The sequence below is a fragment of the Flavobacterium sp. F52 genome (genome assembly GCF_000278705.1).
Taxonomy (GTDB): domain Bacteria; phylum Bacteroidota; class Bacteroidia; order Flavobacteriales; family Flavobacteriaceae; genus Flavobacterium; species Flavobacterium anhuiense.
The window spans coordinates 35,270-53,143 of sequence record NZ_AKZQ01000028.1; the positions used below are offsets into that span (position 1 = coordinate 35,270).

At 33.4% G+C, this 17,874-nt stretch carries 18 protein-coding genes; 11 read left to right on the forward strand and 7 right to left on the reverse strand.

What is annotated here, in order from left to right; translation table 11 throughout:
- Window positions 1-223 precede the first annotated feature (223 nt).
- Window positions 224-2,542: a patatin-like phospholipase family protein gene (locus tag FF52_RS14775; protein WP_008466724.1), complete on the reverse strand. Its 2,319-nt coding sequence runs from the start codon at window positions 2,540-2,542 to the stop codon at window positions 224-226.
- Between the two features lie 198 nt (window positions 2,543-2,740).
- A complete protein-coding gene (ahcY, locus tag FF52_RS14780; protein ID WP_008466725.1) occupies window positions 2,741-4,057 on the reverse strand; it encodes an adenosylhomocysteinase in 1,317 nt (438 codons plus the stop codon).
- A gap of 295 nt (window positions 4,058-4,352) precedes the next feature.
- Between ahcY and FF52_RS14785 the strand changes: the two genes are divergently transcribed.
- A complete protein-coding gene (locus FF52_RS14785; protein ID WP_008466726.1) occupies window positions 4,353-5,003 on the forward strand; it encodes a 4'-phosphopantetheinyl transferase family protein in 651 nt (216 codons plus the stop codon).
- Window positions 5,004-5,031: 28 nt separating this feature from the next.
- On the opposite strand, the gene FF52_RS14790 is transcribed toward FF52_RS14785, so the two are convergent.
- The 3 genes from FF52_RS14790 to FF52_RS14800 all read right to left on the reverse strand — a co-directional run bounded on the left by FF52_RS14790 (window position 5,032) and on the right by FF52_RS14800 (window position 6,393).
- Window positions 5,032-5,430: a group III truncated hemoglobin gene (locus tag FF52_RS14790; RefSeq protein WP_008466728.1), complete on the reverse strand. Its 399-nt coding sequence runs from the start codon at window positions 5,428-5,430 to the stop codon at window positions 5,032-5,034.
- Window positions 5,427-5,714: a hypothetical protein gene (locus tag FF52_RS14795; RefSeq protein WP_008466731.1), complete on the reverse strand. Its 288-nt coding sequence runs from the start codon at window positions 5,712-5,714 to the stop codon at window positions 5,427-5,429. The genes FF52_RS14790 and FF52_RS14795 overlap by 4 nt, the downstream gene beginning before the upstream one ends.
- An 82-nt stretch (window positions 5,715-5,796) precedes the next feature.
- On the reverse strand, window positions 5,797-6,393 hold the full coding sequence (locus FF52_RS14800; protein ID WP_008466733.1) for a Crp/Fnr family transcriptional regulator: 597 nt from the start codon (window positions 6,391-6,393) through the stop codon (window positions 5,797-5,799).
- Between the two features lie 94 nt (window positions 6,394-6,487).
- Between FF52_RS14800 and FF52_RS14805 the strand changes: the two genes are divergently transcribed.
- The 5 genes from FF52_RS14805 (at window position 6,488) to FF52_RS14825 (ending at window position 12,803) form a co-directional block, all read left to right on the forward strand.
- Window positions 6,488-7,216, forward strand: a complete 729-nt coding sequence (locus FF52_RS14805; protein ID WP_008466736.1) for a geranylgeranylglyceryl/heptaprenylglyceryl phosphate synthase — start codon at window positions 6,488-6,490, stop codon at window positions 7,214-7,216.
- 20 nt (window positions 7,217-7,236) lie between these two features.
- The gene (gene pnuC, locus FF52_RS14810; RefSeq protein ID WP_008466738.1) at window positions 7,237-7,860 is read left to right on the forward strand and encodes a nicotinamide riboside transporter PnuC; all 624 of its coding nucleotides are present in this window, start codon (window positions 7,237-7,239) and stop codon (window positions 7,858-7,860) included.
- On the forward strand, window positions 7,821-9,935 hold the full coding sequence (locus FF52_RS14815; protein ID WP_008466739.1) for a DUF4301 family protein: 2,115 nt from the start codon (window positions 7,821-7,823) through the stop codon (window positions 9,933-9,935). The genes pnuC and FF52_RS14815 overlap by 40 nt, the downstream gene beginning before the upstream one ends.
- Window position 9,936: 1 nt before the next feature.
- Window positions 9,937-10,341: an alternative ribosome rescue aminoacyl-tRNA hydrolase ArfB gene (gene arfB, locus FF52_RS14820; protein ID WP_008466740.1), complete on the forward strand. Its 405-nt coding sequence runs from the start codon at window positions 9,937-9,939 to the stop codon at window positions 10,339-10,341.
- 272 nt (window positions 10,342-10,613) lie between these two features.
- Complete coding sequence (locus tag FF52_RS14825; protein ID WP_008466741.1) at window positions 10,614-12,803, forward strand: TonB-dependent receptor; 2,190 nt, start codon at window positions 10,614-10,616, stop codon at window positions 12,801-12,803.
- A 51-nt stretch (window positions 12,804-12,854) separates the two neighbouring features.
- Here the strand turns inward: FF52_RS14825 and FF52_RS14830 are convergent, their stop codons facing one another.
- Window positions 12,855-13,271 carry a hypothetical protein gene (locus FF52_RS14830; protein WP_008466742.1) on the reverse strand — a complete coding sequence of 139 codons (417 nt, stop codon included), beginning with the start codon at window positions 13,269-13,271 and terminating at the stop codon, window positions 12,855-12,857.
- 159 nt (window positions 13,272-13,430) lie between these two features.
- Here FF52_RS14830 and greA point away from each other — a divergent pair, with 159 nt between their 5' ends.
- Together greA and FF52_RS14840 are read left to right on the forward strand one after the other, a co-directional pair.
- Window positions 13,431-13,907, forward strand: a complete 477-nt coding sequence (greA, locus tag FF52_RS14835; protein WP_008466743.1) for a transcription elongation factor GreA — start codon at window positions 13,431-13,433, stop codon at window positions 13,905-13,907.
- Window positions 13,908-14,009: 102 nt separating this feature from the next.
- Window positions 14,010-14,399: an HIT family protein gene (locus tag FF52_RS14840; RefSeq protein ID WP_008466745.1), complete on the forward strand. Its 390-nt coding sequence runs from the start codon at window positions 14,010-14,012 to the stop codon at window positions 14,397-14,399.
- A 56-nt stretch (window positions 14,400-14,455) separates the two neighbouring features.
- On the opposite strand, the gene FF52_RS14845 is transcribed toward FF52_RS14840, so the two are convergent.
- Entirely contained in the window at window positions 14,456-15,607 is a 1,152-nt protein-coding gene (locus tag FF52_RS14845; protein WP_008466747.1) for a sensor histidine kinase, read from the reverse strand.
- Between the two features lie 160 nt (window positions 15,608-15,767).
- Here FF52_RS14845 and FF52_RS14850 point away from each other — a divergent pair, with 160 nt between their 5' ends.
- From FF52_RS14850 to aat, 3 genes are all read left to right on the forward strand, one after another.
- Window positions 15,768-16,643: a flavin reductase family protein gene (locus FF52_RS14850; RefSeq protein WP_008466749.1), complete on the forward strand. Its 876-nt coding sequence runs from the start codon at window positions 15,768-15,770 to the stop codon at window positions 16,641-16,643.
- A 33-nt stretch (window positions 16,644-16,676) separates the two neighbouring features.
- On the forward strand, window positions 16,677-17,048 hold the full coding sequence (locus FF52_RS14855) for a DUF3127 domain-containing protein (RefSeq protein ID WP_008466752.1): 372 nt from the start codon (window positions 16,677-16,679) through the stop codon (window positions 17,046-17,048).
- A 178-nt stretch (window positions 17,049-17,226) separates the two neighbouring features.
- Window positions 17,227-17,871: a leucyl/phenylalanyl-tRNA--protein transferase gene (gene aat, locus FF52_RS14860; protein WP_008466754.1), complete on the forward strand. Its 645-nt coding sequence runs from the start codon at window positions 17,227-17,229 to the stop codon at window positions 17,869-17,871.
- Window positions 17,872-17,874 lie beyond the last annotated feature (3 nt).

Consider the following 17,874-nt stretch of genomic DNA (forward strand, 5'->3'; position numbering starts at 1 on the left):
GCAATCCCGATAACTATCGGGATACGCAAAGTTCGCGATGTTTTTAATCTCAAAGACGCAGAGGCACAAAGGTTTTTCTCAATTTTGCCTTCTTGAGCTAAGCCGAAGGATCTCAAATAACTTTACAAAGATTATAAACTTAAAATAAAATTTTGCGATTCTTTGTCTTTGTGAAGTGTTATAACGAATTTACTATAATTCTTTACTTATTTGATTATTTGTCTTAAGGGTTTAGTGATAATCCTACGCTGAAAAATAATCTTACTTTGTCAATATTATTGATCCAAGAAGTATCAAAATGAATCGGACCTAAAATGGACTGATAAGAGATCGCTGCGCCTCCTGATATTACAAGACTGGTTTCTAAATTATCATCCCAATTTCCTTTTGGATTAAAGGCATGGTTTATATAGTCGTTAAAAGTGTCAAAACCGACAGATGCGATATTGAAGTGAGGGGTGAGGTAAATTTTTCCGGTTAAGTTTATTTGAGACCCAAGTTTGAGTCCCATATATTGTGTAACATTAAGTTCGTCCTCATGGAGCCCTGCAAATGAGAAACGGTTGCTGCCAGAATTTGGGATAATGCCACCTATAAAATATTTTGCTGCATAGCCAAGTCCTGAAAATGGAAGATCCTCATTTTTAACTTTATCCTGAAAAATAAAATAAGTATCGAATCCTACAATTCCTGTAATTTTCTTTTTTATGGGTAATCTCTTTTCATAGGTTAGGCCCAATTTGGTGTAGCCATTTGTTGAGCCAGAAACACGTGAAAGGTCTGGATCGTAAAGTGAGACATCAAGATCGGTTAGAAACGATCGTGCCAAATTTGATTTTATAATAGTTCCTTCTGTGGCAAAGAAAACTTTATCCATGTCATTATAAGAATAATGCAAGTTGAATTCAATATTGTTAAAGCTGTAGTTATTGATGCTTAAAGAATTGGGATTGTATTCGCGGTCATATTTTGGTTTTAGATTTGTGTAACTGTAGTTTAGTCCAAAACCGACATAACTTTTTAGAGAATTTAAATTTCTGTTTATCTCATTATTGATTTCAAGAGTGTTGTAAAGTATATTGTCTGATGCTTTGCCATTGATATATATCTCCTGGCGTAATAGAGCCCCATAAGCTTCCGACATCCACCACCATTCTCTATGCTGTCCAAAATTTTTCTGATAATTAATTCTTGCTTTTGGCTGTTCGGCGATATCTACGGTTAAGAGAAGACGCGATGCATCTGCAAGGACATTTCTCCCTGTGTAGTTAAAAATTATTCCGACACCTCTATATGTATCATAATGAATTGAGGTGTTGAGCTGGTTTTTAGCACGTTCAAAACCGAATAAGGTAATACCTAATTTGTCTTCGTCTTTAATGAAATAACTATACGTAATCTCATCAAAAAGATTAGTTCCCATGGCTCTGTTAATGCCTGCTATTAAATCTTTGGTAGTATATTTTACATGTGTTTTAAGGTTTGCCCTTCCAACAACGAGGGGCATATTTTCAGGACTTATTTTTTTGTAAACAATTGTATCGAGAACAAACTCATTTGGCATATCGGGCAGTTTATGAGTTCTCTGCTGAAATCCTTTTAACTTTTCTGATAATGCGATTAAAGCGGGAAGATTTTGATTTGTGGCAATTTTGCCGTCTTTGTAGATTTCATTGCTATTGGTAAAATCGGCAGTAGAAAAACGAAGATTAGGTAAGTGATCAACCAATATTGTACATAAATCGCGATTCGCAGGATTTTTGATGTTACTCGGAAACATACTAGTCTGCATCAATATGGTCATAAGATTGTTAAGCTTATCTACAGGTTCCATTCCGCCACCGACATCACTTCCAATAATAATATCGGCACCCATTTGTTTGGCGACATCAGTAGGGAAATTATTTAATACTCCACCGTCTACCAAAACTGTTTTCCCGTAAGGCATGGGCTTGAAGATAGCGGGCAACGACATGCTGGCACGCATAGCATAAGATAAACTTCCTTTGCTTAAAATAACTTCTTTTCCTTCGACCAAGTCTGTAGCCATAGCTCTGAAAGGAATCGGCAGACTGTCAAAATCTTTAACATTGTAAACAGGAAAGGTTAATTCGGAAAGATATTCTCTTAAGTTTTGATCATTTAACAAAGAACCAATGCTGTTAAGTTTTCCGTCTTTAACACCTATTCCAACCAAATACCTTTGAAATTCTCTTTTTTCTTCAGCACTTACGGCTCGTAATGATTGGCCTCCGCCTAAGAGTTTATCCCAATAAATATCTTTAGTGATTTTTTCTATACTGTCACCAGAATATCCCATTGCATATAAACCACCTATAATGCTTCCCATACTGTTTCCAACAATAAGATCTGGAACAATATGTAAAGAATCTAGTTTTTGTAAAAGAGGAATATGTGCAATTCCTTTTGCACCGCCGCCGCTTAAGACCAATACGACTTTAGGCTTTTTTTCCTGAGAGAAAAGAAAGTGCGGAAGAGCTAGAAAAAATAAGAAGACAAATAAATAAGATGTTTTTTTCAAGATTACAGTGTTTATGTAGTTGAGAAATAGTAACTTATTTTAATTACTAAAATTAAGGAGTTATTCTTTACAAAGTATATTTTTTATAGAAATCTTTTTTGACCGTTAAAAACAAAACCCGACAAGTTTTAAAACCTGTCGGGTTTGAAATATGTAATTAAAGAAATCTAAAATCAGAAATCTTCAATCTAAAATCAATTAATATCTGTAGTATTCTGGTTTGAATGGACCTTGAACTTCAACACCAATGTAAGCCGCTTGATCTTCACGTAAAGTTTCTAATTCAACGCCTAATTTAGCTAAGTGCAAAGCAGCAACTTTTTCATCTAAATGTTTTGGTAACATGTAAACTTCGTTTTTGTAAGCTGCACTGTTGTTCCATAATTCGATTTGAGCTAAAGTTTGGTTTGTAAATGAATTACTCATTACGAAACTTGGGTGACCTGTAGCACAACCAAGGTTTACTAAACGACCTTCAGCCAAGATAATGATATCTTTTCCAGCGATAGTATATTTGTCAACCTGAGGTTTGATTTCGATTTTAGAAGCACCGTGGTTTTTGTTTAACCAAGCCATGTCGATTTCGTTGTCAAAGTGTCCGATGTTACAAACAACAGTTTTGTCTTTCATTTTTTCGAAATGACTTCCAACAACGATATCTTTATTTCCTGTAGTTGTAATGATGATATCAGCATTAGCAATCACAGTATCTAATTTTTTAACTTCGTAACCGTCCATTGCAGCTTGTAAAGCACAAATTGGATCGATTTCAGTAACTGTTACAATAGAACCAGCACCTCTAAAAGAAGCGGCAGTTCCTTTTCCAACATCACCATATCCGCAAACAACTACTCTTTTTCCAGCTAACATTAAGTCAGTTGCACGACGAATAGCGTCTACTGCAGATTCTTTACATCCGTATTTGTTATCAAATTTAGATTTAGTAACAGAGTCGTTAATGTTGATTGCAGGCATTGGTAAAGTTCCAGCTTTTACTCTTTCGTAAAGTCTGTGAACACCAGTTGTAGTTTCTTCAGAAAGACCTTTAATTCCAGGAACCAATTCTGGGTAGCGGTCAATAACCATGTTAGTTAAATCTCCACCATCATCAAGAATCATGTTCAATGGTTTTCTGTCTTCGCCAAAGAATAAAGTTTGCTCAATACACCAGTCAAATTCTTCTTCATTTAAACCTTTCCAAGCGTACACAGAAATTCCAGCGGCAGCAATTGCAGCAGCAGCCTGATCCTGAGTAGAGAAAATGTTACAAGAAGACCAAGTAACTTCTGCACCAAGAGCAATTAAAGTTTCGATCAAAACAGCAGTTTGAATCGTCATGTGCAAACATCCAGCAATACGAGCACCTTTTAATGGTTGTTCATCTTTGTATTCAGCACGAAGTGCCATCAAACCTGGCATTTCAGCTTCAGCTAGTTCAATTTCTTTTCTTCCCCAAGCCGCTAGAGAAATGTCTTTTACTTTATAAGCCACATAAGGCGTAGTTGTAGTACTCATTTATAGTATATTTGTATATTGTAAAATTTTTGCAAATTTACGTAATAGGTTTTTAATTTTACTAATTTCTGTAAGATTTGTGAAATCTTTAATTTCTTAATCTCTAGAATGTTAATCTAAAAATCGTTTTTAACCGTATAAGTGATGTAAGTTCATTTAAAAAAGATTCGGAAACTATTACCTTTGTTGCGAATTGCTTATATTTACTAATGCATTCTTTAAGCCGCCAGCCATATTTTCTTAAATGGCTTATATGGTTTAAAATTTACCACCAATAATTCATAATTAAAAAGTAATGCCTTTATTTCAGACCATACAATTCAATGCAACTACTAAAATCTTAATTTGGGAAATAACCGAATCTTTTGAGGAATTGTATAACAGAGTAACTTTGAAAGAAAAGACACAGCGTAGATTGGACGGAATGAAGTCGCAGATGCATCAGCGTGCTTTCTTGAGCGTTAGAATGCTGATTCAGGAAATGGGTTTTACAGATAAAGATCTGCATTATGATGAGTTCGGAAAACCGTATTTTGACTGTGATAATCATATCTCAATTACACATTCGTACCATTTTGCAGCGATTATTATAAGCAAAGAAAAGGTTGGAATTGACATGGAATTACAACGAGAGAAAATCCAGAGAATTGCAGACAAGTTTACCGATTATGAATGCAAGTATTTAGAACCGAAATCTACAGAAGAATACATAAAAAAACTTACCGTAATCTGGGGAGCCAAAGAGGCGATCTTTAAAATAAGAAATGAAAAAGGTATAAGTTTTAAAGATCATATTAATGTAAATAACTTCTCTTTAGGAGAAACCCAAACGCAGGCAAGTCTTCATTTTGATGATTTAGTTAAAGATTTTGATGTACATTATCAGGAAGTCAAATCTGATAATTTTGATGGAACTTTTACTTTGGTTTATGCTTTTGAGAAATAGATTTTTAGTCTCAGTCTCAGTTTTCAGTTTAAACTTCACTTTCTTTTTGTCTGTGCTGAAACATGCTCATGTATAGAAAAGTACTCATTTTACGTGCGCGTCTTTTTAGTGTTTCAGCGTTTTCACCTTCAAAATGCTCGTCAATGGTTTGGAACCAATGATTTAACCAGATTCCGAATTCATTTGGTGTAATTTTTTCATCAAAATGAGCATCAACTTCATTATGAACAGCATGCGGATTTCCTTTGTATTTGCGAACGCCAAATAGATTGGTTTCCCAAAAATCAGTCAGTTTTTCGAGATGCGCATCCCAATCAGAAATCATTTCATTAAAATAAAAGCCGATTTCTCGATCGGCTCTTATTTTAGCATAAAACTGATGAACCAAAAAGGAAACATCGGCTCTGTTTTCTATTTGTTTTTTCATAGAATAAAGCTATTCAAAAGTATAAAGAACAAACTTAAAGATGCACTTAGCATTATAAGATTGAAAACTACTTTGTGTTTCATTTGTGCTAAGATAGATGTATTTGCGAAAACGCAAGCTAAAACAATGATTCCTAGCTGAATCATTTGCGGAATAGAAGTTCCGTTGGCTAAAACATACATAGCCGCAGCGCCTCCTAAACAGCTTTGTCCGATTACTGCCATTGCAGCAGAGCCCATATAATTTCTATTGAAAATGTCGAATGTTGTTTGATATAGTGTCATGATATTCAGTTTTTTATATCAACAAAATTACAGCTACAATAGTACTCCATTTTATGATTAAAATCATAAAACGAGATTTTTTTTATCTGTATACTTTTCGGTTAATAATCTTCAACTCACCTTTTTTTTCCAATGCTTTTATCGTTCTTATAACCGTTTCTACACGTAAACCAGTTAAATCGCCGATTTGTTGTCTGGTAAAATTTATGAGATAACCATTTTTATCTTTTTGAAAATTGAAATAAGCGATTCCGTGATCAATCAGTTTTAATACGCGATGTTCGGGTTCGTGTGTAGAAATTTCTGCTGCCATAACCGATTTATAATACAATCTCTGCGCTAGATTTTCGATTATTTTGATGCTCACTTTTGGGTTATATTCTAAAAGCTTCATGAAGTTTTCTTTTGGAAGAATAAAAATTTCGGTATTTTCTACAGCAATTGCATTTGCTGGATATTTTTGATTTAAAAATAATGGTGGCTCGCCAAAAGATTGCCCGTTATAAAAAATGCCTTGTATAAATTCACGTCCATCATCATTATAATTGCTCATTTTTACCTCGCCAGAAATAATTTGGTAATAATGCAAGGGCAGATTTCCTTCTTCGAAAATAATATCATTTTTATCAAATGATTTTTTTATAACTCCATACTTTTCTAGTAATTCAACTGTAATCATAATGTGTTATTTATATTGTCAATAGAAGTTGAACAAATATAATTCATTCAAAATAGTTCTTCTGCATTAAAAATCTTTTACTTTTACATCCTGTATGCAAGAACAAATTCTCACTATTAGACAACAGATTTTAGAAGCTAAAAGCAATGGACAAAAATTACTGGCAGTGCTTTTGGATCCTGATAAAATTGTATTGGAAAATATCAATCATTTAATTGAGAAAATTAACCAATCGCCTGCAACTCATATTTTTGTTGGAGGTAGCGTTGTTCAGAATACTATTTTAGAAGAATTAATTACTGCATTAAAACAAAAAACAAATCTACCAGTTATTTTATTTCCTGGCGATCCTTCTCAGATTTCACCAAAAGCCGATGGTATTTTGTTTCTGTCTTTATTGTCTGGCCGAAATCCAGATTATTTGATTGAATATCAAGTTCAAGCCGCCCCAATTCTTAAAAAAACTAATCTTGAAGTTATTTCTACAGGATACATTTTAATAGAAAGCGGTAACGAAACTGCCGTTGCCCGTGTAAGTAAAACAAAACCTTTAAGTCGTGAAAATCTTGATTTGGTTTTGGCGACAGCTCAGGCAGGAGAAATGCTAGGAAATCAACTGATTTATTTAGAAGCGGGAAGCGGTGCAAAACAGTCTGTTCCGACAAAAATGATTGAGCTTGTTGCTCAAAACATTCAAATTCCTGTTATTGTTGGAGGAGGAATTGTAGATTTGCACGGAATTCAAAAAGCATATAAGGCTGGCGCGGATTTGGTTGTTATCGGAACTGCTTTTGAAAATAACAGTCGTTTTTTTGAGTTATAAATGTTAAATACCACATTTAAATGATAGATTTTTTTCTAGATAGTTACAAAAATGCACCTTTATGGCATATTGCTTTAGAGTTTTTGGTTTTTGTATGTGGAATTTTAAGTGTTTGGTTTGCAAAAAAAGAAAATATCTGGGTGTATCCAACAGGATTAATAGCCACTGTAATATCGGTTTATCTTCTTTACGTTGCAGGTTATATCGGAGACATGATTATTAATGCTTATTTTTCAATAATGAGTATTTACGGTTGGTACGTTTGGGCAAAAGGCGGACCAGTTGATGATAATCTGCCAATTACCCGTACAAATTTTAATGAAAAAATAATTGGAATCTTACTGTTTATTGTGACTGTTTTTGTAGTTTTCGGGATTTATAAATATTTCGACTATGAAATACATAAAGACAATTATGTTGATATGATTTCTTCTGGAATATTTTTCGCGGGAATGTGGTATATGGCCAGAAAAAAAATAGAAAACTGGACACTTTGGATTATTGGTGATATTATTGTTGTGCCTCTCTATGCTTATCGTGGTTTAGGGATGCTGTCACTTCAGTATATAATTTTTACAATTTTGGCTATTTCAGCTTATTTAGAATGGAGAAAGATCTTAGACAGCAAAAAACAACTATCATAAAAATTGCTTTGTTTGGTCCTGAAAGTACAGGAAAAACAACCTTAGCAAAACAGCTTGCAGACTATTACGAAACTGAATGGGTTCCTGAGTTTGCGCGCGACTATTTACAGCAAAAATGGGAGGAGAATAAGCATATTTGTGTAGCCGATGATATGATGCCAATTGCGTATGGTCAAACTGCATTGGAAAACGAGAAACTGGCAAATGCAAATAAATACCTGTTTTGTGATACCAATTTAATGGTGACCAAAGTATTTTCTGAAATGTATTATGGTTTTTGTGACCCGCTTTTAAATGAAGCGGCACTAAAACACGAATATGATTTGTTTTTCCTGACAGATATTGATGTTCCTTGGGAGAAAGACGATATTCGTGATACCCCAGAAGGAAGAGAGACGGTATTTTCTGTTTTTAAACAAACTTTAATCGATACAAAAAAGCCTTTTATAACCTTATCTGGCGACAAAGAAACACGTTTGGCAAAAGCAACAGCTATTATTGATGAGTTGACGATTGCTAAAGAAAAAGGATTTACATCATCAGATTTCGTTCAAATTTATGATAGGGGAATTCCTTTTGAAAAAATTCTAAAACAGCTGGAAATCCTTGACAATGGAATTGCAAAAAGTAATTTAGTTAGTCCGGCCACAACCGCTAATGGAATTTTAAGTTTGTCGGAAAATGAGTTCGAAGAAAAAGCAGTCTTTTTTGATGAACAGAAAGAAAACTTAAAAATTAAAAAGTTTGTTCCTGCTTCTGGAGCGGCAACGAGGATGTTTAAATTTTTGAATGCGTTTTTGAATGATTTTGATATTCAAAAAGAAACTATCAATGCTTATATCAATAGAAAAAAAGATAAGGAACTTGCTATTTTTATCATCGGGATGGATAAGTTTCCTTTCTTCAAAGCTATAGATCAAAAATTAAGAGAAATTTATCCTGATTTTGAAACGCTTGAACGAGATTACAAGAATTACTATTTTATAAAATTATTGTTATCTCCTGATTATTTCAACTTCGCTAATAAACCAAAAGCGGTATTACCTTTTCACTGGTACGAAACACATATTGCGACTCCAATTGAAGAGCATTTAAATGAATGCATACATTATGCTAGTTCAAATAAGGTGTCTAATTTGCATTTTACTGTGTCAGAAATTCACCAAGATTTGTTTTACAAAGGTGTTGATGAGGTTATAGAAAAAATTGAAGAACCCGCTGGAGTTAAAATTAATATTGGGTATTCTTATCAAAATAAAAGTACAGACTCAATCACTATTGATGAGGAAAACAAATTAGTAAAAGATAAAAATGATAATTTAGTATTTAGACCAGGTGGACATGGTGCTTTGATTGAAAATCTAAATGATCTTGACGCTGATGTGATCTTCATTAAAAATATAGATAATGTCATTCAGAATCATATTGATAAAATTACATTATACAAAAAAGCACTGGCAGGCGTTTTAATCGAAATACAGCAAAAAGTTTTTTCTTATTTAAAGGCAATTGACCAAAATGAAATTAAAGAAAATCATTTAGCAGATATTATTTTATTTTTAAAAGAAGAGCTAAATGTTGGAATGAATAATGACTTCAGCAAATTTACTTTTGAAAATAAAATAAGTAAAATTAAGGAGCTTTTAGATAGACCAATACGTGTTTGCGGAATGGTGAAAAATGAAGGAGAACCGGGAGGAGGACCATTTTGGGTAATGAATGATAAAGGAGTGAATTCTCTTCAAATTGTTGAAACTTCTCAAGTAGATTTGACAAGTAAGAAGCAACAGACAATTTTATCAGAAGCAACACATTTTAATCCTGTAGATTTGGTTTGTGGTATAAAAAACTACAGAAACGAAAAATTCGATTTATTGCAATTTGTAGATCAAAAAGCGGGTTTTATTGTAGAAAAGAGTGTTGATGGGAAAACAGTGAGAAGCTACGAATTACCAGGTTTATGGAACGGATCGATGGCCAATTGGTTAACCGTTTTTGTTGCGGTTCCTTTGATTACTTTTAATCCCGTAAAAACGGTAAATGATTTGTTGAAAGCAGCACATCAACCACAATAATATGGATTCAGACAAAATCATATTGGAATTAAACTTTAAAGCCGTTCGAAGCAGTGGTTCTGGCGGACAAAACGTGAATAAAGTTTCGTCTAAAGTTGTTCTGAATTTTGATCTGAATGCTTCTCAAGCCTTGTCTGATGAAGAAAAATTATTGTTGCAACAAAACATTTCAGCAAGATTGACTTCTGAAAATATCTTAATTTTAAATTGCGACGAAGACCGAAGCCAGCTTAAAAACAAAGAAATTGTTACGAAACGATTTCTGGAAATTATCAAAAAAGGATTGTATGTTCCTAAAGTCAGGAAAGCAACAAAAGTCCCGAAAGCAGTAATTAAGAAAAGAATCAAAGACAAAAAGAATCTTTCTGATTTAAAGCAATCAAGAAGAAAACCAAACATAGATTAAATCTTAATTTTAAAATTCCAAATTCCAAAAAAGATCCTTCAAGGTAGCTTTTGGAATTTGGAATTTGATTTTTGTAATTTTTAACATTACATTTGCACTGTCTCAAAGGGGTGCTCTAAATAACGAGCTGAGATCATACCCAAAGAACCTGAGCGAGTAATGTTGCTAAGGGAAAAACGACACTATCGAGCGTGCACACTTTATTTTGTCGGGAAACACATTTATTAATTTAACAAAGAATAATTCCCCCTTTTATTCGTAATTCTTTACGAATGAAAACTATTTTTCAAGGTGCTTCTAAAGGCACAAAGTTGCAAAGGTTTAAAGGTTCCGAGTTGAACTGCAAATCTATTTTCTTTCTTCTATTTTCTTTCTTCTATTCTCTTTTCTCTTTTGCACAACAGCAAGATTCTACAAAAGTGAATCAGCTTGATGATGTTTTAGTTTCTGCGGTTCGTGTTACTTCAAAAACTCCAGTTAGTTTTAGTAATATGGACAAAAAGGAAATTAAATATAGAAATTTAGGTCAGGACATTCCAGTTCTGATGAACTATCTCCCTTCAGTTGTAACTACTTCAGACGCTGGTAATGGTGTTGGTTATACAGGGATCAGAGTGCGTGGAAGCGACGCTACACGTGTAAACGTAACCATAAACGGAATTCCGTACAATGATGCAGAAAGTCAGGGAACTTTTTGGGTAAATATGCCCGATTTTGCTTCTTCTGTAGAAAGTCTGCAATTGCAGCGTGGTGTGGGAACATCAACAAACGGTGCGGGAGCATTTGGTGCTAGTTTAAATTTATTAACAGACAGTTATGCCAATAAAGCTACTGGCGAAATCTCAAGTTCTGCTGGATCTTTTAATACATTTAAAAATACAGTAAAGTTTAGTACTGGTTTATTGAATGATCATTTTGAAATCGCGGGACGTTTGTCTACCATAAAATCTCATGGATTTATTGATCGAGCAAGTTCAGATTTAAAATCATATTTCTTGCAAGGGACTTACGTTGGGAAAACAACTTTAATTAAAGCATTGGTATTTGGAGGAACTGAGAAAACGTATCAGTCTTGGAACGGAATTGATGGCGAGACTTTAAACACGAATCGTACTTTTAATTCTGCAGGAATGTATACAGACGACTCAGGAAATGTTCATTTTTATGATAACGAAACGGATAATTACAACCAAGATCATTATCAATTACACTGGAGTGAATCAATTTCTGATAAATGGAGTACAAACCTAGCATTTCATTATACGAAAGGAAAAGGATATTACGAAAATTATAAAGAAGATGAACCTGTTGAAGGATATGGACCAATTCAACCAACAAAAACGGTTGATGATGGCAACGGAAATTTAATTCCAGTAACCGATTTAATTCGTCAAAAATGGTTAGATAATGATTTCTACGGAACGACATTTTCTGCTAAATATGTAACAGAAAAACTAAATGTTATTTTAGGTGGAGGCTGGAATAAATATGAAGGAGATCATTTCGGAAAAGTAATCTGGGCACAATACTCTGATCAATCAACATTGGGAGATCATTACTACGATGATTATTCTTCAAAAACAGACGGGAATATTTTCGCTAAAGCAAATTATCAATTCACAGAAAAGTTAAGTTTCTACGGAGATTTACAATACAGAAGAGTTCGTTATAAAGCCAATAGCGCTGAGACTGGTTTGGTAGATGATACTTTCAATTTCTTCAATCCAAAAGCTGGTTTGAATTATGCTTTCAACGAAAAAAACACTTTATATTTCTCTTACGCGAGAGCAAATCGTGAACCAAACAGAACCGATTACGAAGGAGGAAATGTAAAACCAGAAAAGCTGAATGATTTTGAATTGGGTTGGAGATTCAATTCAGAGAAATTCCAATTGAATTCAAATGTGTATTACATGGGATACAAAGACCAGTTGATTTTAACTGGAAGATTAGACGATGTTGGAAATCCGATTCGTGCGAATACTGAAAAAAGTTACCGCTTAGGGTTTGAATTTGATGCTACAATTGCAATTTCTGATAAATTTACTTTAAGACCTAACTTTACTTTAAGCAGCAACAAAAATGTTGATTTAGCTGTTGATGGTGAATATTATGGAACAACAAAAATTGCCTATTCTCCAGAAGTAATTGCAGGAAACGTAATCGTGTATAAGCCTATAGAAAGATTATATCTATCATTGTTACAAAAATATGTTGGTGAGCAATACATGAACAATATTGAACTTCCAGCAGCAAAATTAGCAGATTACTTTGTAAACGATTTTAATGCGTCTTACGAAATTAAACCAAAGACCATTTTTCAATCTATAACAATCACAGCTTTGGTGAATAATATTTTTGATAAAAAATATGTTTCAAATGGATACATGTGGGATGTGTATCCGTACTATTATCCGCAAGCGGGAACAAATTTCTTAGTTGGTTTGAATTTGAAATTCTAATCAAGGAAGACACAAAAAAAGCCTGAAAACTATTTTCAGGCTTTTCTGTTTTTAATTATATACATGAACAACTGTTCCAGAAGATTCGACGCGATATTGTTTCATTGGATATTCTTTTCCGCCAAGTCCTGTAAATAAGTTGTATTGAGTCTTATCGCAAGAGCAAACAGCGTAAATTCCATCGATTGTCATTGCTGTACAAGAAGTTAAAGCCTGATTTGGGCATGCAGCATCAAAAGCCGTATAAGTTCCTTCACCGGTTTTCATGACAATTATTCCTTTTGCACCATAATTGGCAACATAAACAGGATTACTCGGATACAGTAATTTGTTGTAAGTCGGAAGATTCGTGTCGAGATAAGCATTTATCGAATAGTTCGGGATGTACGGATTATTATTACTTCGATTATTGTCACTGCAAGCAAATAAAACTGCGGTAAATGCGATAAAGAACCAGATTTTTTTCATTATTTGAATAAGAATTAGTTAAAACAAAAATAATTTATTTAGATTTGAAATCTATATATGATTAACATATAATTATGTACTATTAAAAATTATAGTATATTTGTGGTAAGAAAATCCCGTCGCGATGGGATTTTTTGTATTTATATAAACGATGAAGTTATGAGTAAAGTATCTTATTATACAGCAGAAGGATTAAAAAAATTAAAAGATGAATTGGAGCATTTAAAGAGTGTAATGCGTCCAAAGGCATCTCAAGATATTGCAGATGCAAGAGATAAAGGAGATTTGTCTGAAAATGCAGAATATGATGCAGCAAAGGAAGCGCAAGGTTTATTAGAAATGAGAATTGCTAAACTTGAAGAAGTATATGCAAATGCAAGATTAATAGACGAATCTCAATTAGACGTTTCTAAAGTTTTGGTTTTATCGAATGTGAAAATCAAAAACCAAAGCAACGGAATGGAAATGAAATATACGCTTGTTGCTGAAAGTGAAGCAGATTTAAAAACAGGAAAAATCTCTGTAACTTCTCCTATCGGGAAAGGATTGCTAGGAAAATCTGTTGGAGAAGTAGCTGAAATTACTGTTCCAAATGGAGTTTTGAAATTTGAAATTCTAGAAATTACGAGAGACTAAGTCATTGCGAGGAACGAAGCAATCACACTATTAAGATTTTTAAAAGTTTAACTATTTAATCGGTTAAACGAATAAACAGTTAAACGATTAACCCAAAAAACAATGGCATCAATATTCACTAAAATAGTAAACGGAGAAATTCCTGCATATAAAATTGCTGAAGATGAAAACTATTTAGCATTTTTAGATGTAAATCCAAACGCAAAAGGACACACACTTTGTATTCCGAAACAAGAAATCGATAAGATTTTTGATATGGATGAAGAACTGTATTTAGGTTTAATGAAGTTTTCTAAAAAAGTCGCTGCGGCTTTAGAAAAAACAGTTCCATGCAAAAGAATCGGAATTGCAGTTGTTGGATTGGAAGTTCCTCATGCACACGTACATTTGATTCCGTTAAACCATATGGATGAAATGCGTTTTATTGATAAAGTTTCATTTTCAAAAGAAGAGTTTGAAGCTTTAGCAAAAGATATTCAATCAAATTTATAAAGACTTCGACTTCGCTCAGTCTAACAAAACAAATAATTAAAAGTGCAGTAAATTGATTACTGCACTTTTTTATTTAAAGCAATCTGAAAAGTAGTTCCTTTTCCAATTTCAGAGTGTAAAACTTTAATTTTTCCGTTGTGATAGTCTTCTACAATTCTTTTCGTTAAAGAAAGTCCAAGTCCCCAACCGCGTTTTTTTGTGGTAAAACCAGTTTCAAAAATGGTTTTAAATTGCTTTTTAGGAATTCCAGTTCCAGAATCTTTAATATTAATTTTTACCTGATGTGCATCTTGCTCGATTTGAAGATCTAGAGTTCCTTTTCCTTTCATGGCATCAATAGCATTTTTAACCAAGTTTTCGATTGTCCAGCTATGCAAAGTTGGGTTTGTCATAACCAGAATAGGTTCTTTTGGAGCTTCAAATGAAAATGCAACCTGTTTAGAAAAACGAGATTGTAAATATTCATAAGCTATTTTAGTTTCCTCTACAATGTCATGAAGTTCCAAAACTGGCACCGAACCAATTTTAGAAAAACGATCTGTAATAGTTTGTAGGCGTTCAATATCTTTTTCAATTTCGGTGCTAATCGACGAATCAATATTTTCAGTTTTTAATATTTCTACCCAGCCAATTAATGAAGAAAGAGGAGTTCCAATCTGATGTGCTGTCTCTTTTGCCATTCCTGCCCAAAGTTTGTTTTGGGTCGCCATTTTAGTGCTTTTGTAAAAATTATAAATTAAAGCGATGCATAAGAATATAATAAGTAGAAGAGCAATCGGATAATATTTCAGTTTGTTTAATAATGAAGAATTCCCATAATACAATGTCTGATATTTTCCTGGAGCATATTCAAAAGTGATAGGTTCATTTTCGTTTTTCAGCTTATTTAAAAAAGCAGTTCTTTTTTTCTTGTCGTTAAGAATTTCGTCTGGGACATTCACTGCGCTTACCACTTTATCATAAAGCATTATTATACCTGGAATCGAAGTATTATTGTTGAAAATCTGAAGAGGAAGTTCTACATCGGTATTTTCATCAGCGTTCACTATCGTAATTTGCGCCTTCACAAAAAGGTTCATTTTCAAACGCTCTTCATTTTTAAATATTTGGAAGAAAGTATAGGTGTTCCAAAGAATTAAAGAAATGATTATAAAACATACCGAAATAATAATCCAGCGGGTTGTATTTGTTCTTTCAGAAAAAGACATATCAGTTTTTTTGAGGTATAAATATAACGAAATATACACATTTTATATTTTGCGGATACGGAAAGTTTTTTCGCTTTTATCTGTAAAACTATTTCTTCGAATTAAACCATTTCAATACTTTTGTAGCTACTAAAATGAGATTCTGCCTAAATTTTAAAGTATGATCAGTATTAACCCAAAAGAGATTCCAACGGCCAAATTGCAAGGCTATCTCCAGAGTTCAATCGGACCGAGACCTATTGCTTTTGCAAGCACAATTAGCGAAAAAGGAATTCCTAATTTATCTCCATTTAGTTTCTTTAATGTGTTTAGTGCTAATCCGCCTATTTTGGTTTTTTCGCCTTCAAGACGTGTTCGCGATAATACAATTAAACACACTTTGATTAATGCCGAAGCAACTCGCGAAGTGGTAATAAATGTTGTTAATTATGATATAGTACAGCAAACTTCATTGGCAAGTACAGAATATGCAGATGGTGTAAACGAATTTATCAAAGCGGGATTAACTCAAATTCCTTCAGATTTGGTAAAACCATATCGCGTAAAAGAGTCACCTGTGCAATTTGAATGCAAGATTACGCAGATTATTCCGTTAGGAATAGAAGGAGGAGCAGGAAATCTGATTTTGTGCGAAGTGGTGAAAATCCATATTCACGAGTCCATTTTAGATGAAAATGGAGCAATCGATCAGCATAAAATTGATTTGGTTTCGAGACTTGGAAATAATTGGTATTCAAGATCAAACCAAGGACTTTTTGAAGTGGCAAAACCCTTAACTACACTTGGAGTTGGTGTAGATGCTATACCAGATTTTGTAAAAGAAAGCCCTGTTTTTGATGGGAATGATTTAGGCAAATTAGGAAATATTGAAGCCTTGCCTACAAAAGAAGAAGTTAGTATATTTGTGAAAGAAAATTTCGCAGTTAAAGGAGTTTTAAGCTCAGACGACCAGAAAAAAGTACATTTAGAAGCCAAAAAATACTTGGATAATGGCGATGTAGAATCGGCTTGGAAAGTGCTTTTAGCTAAAAAATAAAAGAAATAGAAACAATAATTAATATAGACGAAGATGGAAGTTACAGGAAAAGTAAAAGTGGTTAACCCAGAGCAGCAAGTTAGTGCCTCATTCAAAAAAAGAGAGTTAGTTGTTACTACTGAGGAGCAATATCCACAGCATATTTTAATCGAATTTACACAAGATAAATGCGATTTATTGAGTAGCTATAAACAAGGAGATGCGGTAAAAGTTTCTATCAATTTAAGAGGAAGAGAATGGGTTAATCCGCAAGGAGAAACTAGATATTTCAATAGTATTCAAGGTTGGAGAATCGAAAGAATGGGCGCTGATGCTCCTACACAAGCACCGCCAATGCCAACAGCAGAAACTTTTGCTCCAGCAACAAACTTAAACGAAGACGAACCAGACGATTTGCCATTCTAAAAGTTTAAAATTCAATTTACTAAATTCCAAATTCCAATTCATTCTCGTGAATTTGGAATTTGGAATTTTATTTTTGATTTCTTTTGTTTAAGAAACCAAAACTTGCATATAGTTTGGAATTTGGAATTTCAGTATTGGAATTTCAGTATTGGAATTTAAAAATTGATTATTTTTAAAAATGTACTATTTATTCAACGATTTATATTTTCCACCAGTTACAGAAGCTGATGAAGAGGGAATTTTAGCGATAGGAGGAGATCTAAGTCCAGAGCGTTTACTATTGGCTTACAAAAGCGGTATTTTTCCGTGGTTTAATGAAGGAGAACCAATTCTTTGGTGGGCGCCAGATCCACGAATGGTGTTATTTTTTGACGAATTGGCGATATCCAAAAGCATGCGGAAGATTCTGAATAAGAAGATGTTTAAAGTCACTTATAATAAAAATTTCAAAGAAGTAATTTTAAACTGCCAGCAGATAAAACGAGAAGGACAGGATGGAACTTGGATTTCGGATGAAATGATTGAAGCCTATTGCAAATTGAATGAAGAAGGAGTGGCAAAATCTGTTGAGGTTTGGCAGGATGATGTTTTGGTTGGCGGTCTCTATGGAATTGATTTGGGAAAAGGAAATATTTTTTGCGGAGAAAGTATGTTTTCTAAAGTTTCAAATGCCTCGAAAACGGCTTTTATTGCTTTAGCTTTATATTTGAAGAAAGAAAATTACAAGTTATTGGATTGTCAGGTTTATAATCCGCATTTGGAAAGTTTAGGCTGCCGCGAAATTGATCGTGATGAGTTTATGTCCATTTTAAAAAGCAAATAGAAA

Coding starts and splice junctions, on each gene's coding strand:
- ahcY (WP_008466725.1), bottom strand. CDS start 4,057: ATGAGTACTACAACTACGCCTTATGTGGCTTATAAAGTAAAAGACATT.
- FF52_RS14785 (WP_008466726.1), top strand. CDS start 4,353: ATGCCTTTATTTCAGACCATACAATTCAATGCAACTACTAAAATCTTA.
- FF52_RS14790 (WP_008466728.1), bottom strand. CDS start 5,430: ATGAAAAAACAAATAGAAAACAGAGCCGATGTTTCCTTTTTGGTTCAT.
- FF52_RS14795 (WP_008466731.1), bottom strand. CDS start 5,714: ATGACACTATATCAAACAACATTCGACATTTTCAATAGAAATTATATG.
- FF52_RS14800 (WP_008466733.1), bottom strand. CDS start 6,393: ATGATTACAGTTGAATTACTAGAAAAGTATGGAGTTATAAAAAAATCA.
- FF52_RS14805 (WP_008466736.1), top strand. CDS start 6,488: ATGCAAGAACAAATTCTCACTATTAGACAACAGATTTTAGAAGCTAAA.
- pnuC (WP_008466738.1), top strand. CDS start 7,237: ATGATAGATTTTTTTCTAGATAGTTACAAAAATGCACCTTTATGGCAT.
- FF52_RS14815 (WP_008466739.1), top strand. CDS start 7,821: ATGGAGAAAGATCTTAGACAGCAAAAAACAACTATCATAAAAATTGCT.
- arfB (WP_008466740.1), top strand. CDS start 9,937: ATGGATTCAGACAAAATCATATTGGAATTAAACTTTAAAGCCGTTCGA.
- FF52_RS14825 (WP_008466741.1), top strand. CDS start 10,614: ATGAAAACTATTTTTCAAGGTGCTTCTAAAGGCACAAAGTTGCAAAGG.
- FF52_RS14830 (WP_008466742.1), bottom strand. CDS start 13,271: ATGAAAAAAATCTGGTTCTTTATCGCATTTACCGCAGTTTTATTTGCT.
- greA (WP_008466743.1), top strand. CDS start 13,431: ATGAGTAAAGTATCTTATTATACAGCAGAAGGATTAAAAAAATTAAAA.
- FF52_RS14840 (WP_008466745.1), top strand. CDS start 14,010: ATGGCATCAATATTCACTAAAATAGTAAACGGAGAAATTCCTGCATAT.
- FF52_RS14845 (WP_008466747.1), bottom strand. CDS start 15,607: ATGTCTTTTTCTGAAAGAACAAATACAACCCGCTGGATTATTATTTCG.
- FF52_RS14850 (WP_008466749.1), top strand. CDS start 15,768: ATGATCAGTATTAACCCAAAAGAGATTCCAACGGCCAAATTGCAAGGC.
- FF52_RS14855 (WP_008466752.1), top strand. CDS start 16,677: ATGGAAGTTACAGGAAAAGTAAAAGTGGTTAACCCAGAGCAGCAAGTT.
- aat (WP_008466754.1), top strand. CDS start 17,227: ATGTACTATTTATTCAACGATTTATATTTTCCACCAGTTACAGAAGCT.